At 59.0% G+C, this 1,965-nt stretch carries 4 protein-coding genes; 1 reads left to right on the top strand and 3 read right to left on the bottom strand.

Annotated elements, in window-relative coordinates:
* Positions 1-287: 287 nt before the first annotated feature.
* The 3 genes from F8N85_RS35350 to F8N85_RS35345 are packed head-to-tail and all read right to left on the bottom strand — an operon-like array spanning position 288 to position 1,344.
* Positions 288-686 (bottom strand): hypothetical protein, encoded by a 399-nt coding sequence (locus F8N85_RS35350; protein ID WP_224795807.1) that lies wholly within the window; start codon positions 684-686, stop codon positions 288-290.
* Complete coding sequence (locus F8N85_RS33740; protein ID WP_100783151.1) at positions 683-943, bottom strand: hypothetical protein; 261 nt, start codon at positions 941-943, stop codon at positions 683-685. Before F8N85_RS33740 ends, F8N85_RS35350 begins: the two co-directional genes overlap by 4 nt.
* A 41-nt stretch (positions 944-984) precedes the next feature.
* The gene (locus tag F8N85_RS35345; protein ID WP_224795776.1) at positions 985-1,344 is read right to left on the bottom strand and encodes a hypothetical protein; all 360 of its coding nucleotides are present in this window, start codon (positions 1,342-1,344) and stop codon (positions 985-987) included.
* Positions 1,345-1,559: 215 nt separating this feature from the next.
* On the opposite strand from F8N85_RS35345, the gene F8N85_RS34750 reads away from it, so the two are divergent.
* On the top strand, positions 1,560-1,965 hold a 406-nt coding region (locus tag F8N85_RS34750), incomplete at its 3' end, for a hypothetical protein (protein ID WP_191636292.1).

The raw sequence follows: 1,965 nt of genomic DNA, 5'->3' as shown, positions 1-1,965 counted from the left end.
TTGCCCTTGCCCATAGCGCCACTTCTTCAATTGCGGCAGCTAGTGCGTGTTGGTTGTGCAGCAACAGAGTCAGCACATCAGCTGTAGCGATGTTGGCTTCGTTCTGGTCTGGCATGACGATCATCCTTGAAGTGGGGAGCGATCATCCTAGCCCAGAGCTGGGCATCTGCCGACGTTCAGGATCGAGGGGCCATGGGGGCGGTTGCTGTGCCTTCAGTGGAGGGACCCACTCGGGTGGATATAATATTTTTAGGTCGCAGGGCCAGAGCCAAAAAGGGAAGCAGCCGTTAGGCCACTTCCAGTTGTTCCAGATGCTGTTCCAGATGCTGTTCCAGCAATTGAATCTGCTGAGCACGCGCGGCGTGTTCCAGCAGGATTTCACGGACAACCCAAGCGGACACAGTTTCCAGCTGCATATCCCACTTCGTGAATCCGCCGAGGTCCGTACCTTCCCAGCCGACGATCACCGACGTACTGTAATGCCGAGGCCAGATGCAATGCTCGGCCATGCTCTTATCATGTGGCCAAGTCAGCTCAATCGCACAGCCAGCCACCACACTGGGATTACCGTTCACCAGAAGCCGTAGGCCACTTGGTGACGAGTCCGATAGCATGAACTCCTCATCCCAAGGTTTGATCTCCGGCTGCTGGTTCCGTGCCTCGATCCTTGTCCGGGCGCGGCTCATGCTGACACCACAGCGGTGCGATGCTGGGCGCGGTGCAGAGCAAGCAGGACATCCGCAGCCAGGTACTTGCTGCCTTCCAGAGTAACGACGTAAGTGCCTGAGTTTGTGCAGCTACCAGCCACGTCGCCAGCTTCACGGCTGCGCGTACCTGTGGTGCCGTTCCAGCGGTTCCAGCGCAGACCAGACGGCGAGGTTAAGTCGGGGGTAAAAGCGGCGCACATGCCGGACAGGACGGACTTTGTAATTCGTGCTTTCATTTAATGTCTCCAATAGGTGCAGCCCACCCATTGGGCAGGCATCAAGTTCGATTTGGTTTAGGTGCCGCAAGGGCTTGGGCGATCGTGCGGACGCACAACGCCAGTTCACGGTGTTGCTGGATAAGCGGTTCAATCGCAATGCGGGACTGTTCAGGATCACCAGACAGCAGGGCATCGACGGCAAGCATCAGCGACTCAGTGTCGAGCGCCACGGACCCGGCACGCAGCACGCAGCCACCCTCAAGGCAGTACCGACCGACGACCACTGGCCCCAAGCGGTTCAAGATGGCTTTCTGATCTAGCAGGCGCTGTGTTCGCAGGTGTCGCTGCTGCCAGTTATCAGAGGCTGAATCATCTTTTGACACGTACACGGTCTGACCATCGGGCAGTGTCTTGAACACGCTCGCTACGCGGGCACCATTGCAGGCCCGACACGTAAGGTTCCGAGTGTGCCGCTCGTTCCCGCTGCACTCAGTGCAACACCAGTCCGGATCATCGAACGTCCTAGCACCGGACATAACAGCAGCGTACCGGGCGGGCTTCATTGCCCGCATGCTCTGCAATCGAGCCTCATAGCCGGGGTATCCGAGCCTCATCTTTACTAGGTCGTCAGCGGATGGGTGCTGCCCGCGCCGAAGCGCAGGCCGCTCAGTACTCACACCAGCGCCCGGAGTTTGTCAGCGAAGCCACCGGCAATGACCGGAGTGGGACGTGCCGCGTGCGCACAATCGCGAGCTATACGGCGGCGATCCTCAACCGCACGGTCTTGACCAATGGCGCAGGCTTCAACCGGCATCCAAGTCTGACCGACGTATTTGCTGAGTACCCAACCTTGACCGGGTTTGACTTCAACGCTGTAAGAGCAACCCGCAGTTGCGGTGCCCGTGCCTTCAAACGTGACGGTTCCCCGAGACTGGCAGACGCCAGCCCACTCATCTGCGATGACACGCCAGTCTTGGGTTCTGCCTTGAACCAGCGCAGCAACATTCACGGCAGGGCCAGCAAGGTTCTGAGCCATACCG

Source organism: Pseudomonas fluorescens (assembly GCF_902497875.1).
Taxonomy (GTDB): domain Bacteria; phylum Pseudomonadota; class Gammaproteobacteria; order Pseudomonadales; family Pseudomonadaceae; genus Aquipseudomonas; species Aquipseudomonas fluorescens_BR.
Note: the sequence above shows the minus strand (reverse complement) of the source record. Positions and strands in the feature narration are given on the sequence as shown.

Coding starts and splice junctions, on each gene's coding strand:
- F8N85_RS35350 (WP_224795807.1), bottom strand. CDS start 686: ATGAGCCGCGCCCGGACAAGGATCGAGGCACGGAACCAGCAGCCGGAG.
- F8N85_RS33740 (WP_100783151.1), bottom strand. CDS start 943: ATGAAAGCACGAATTACAAAGTCCGTCCTGTCCGGCATGTGCGCCGCT.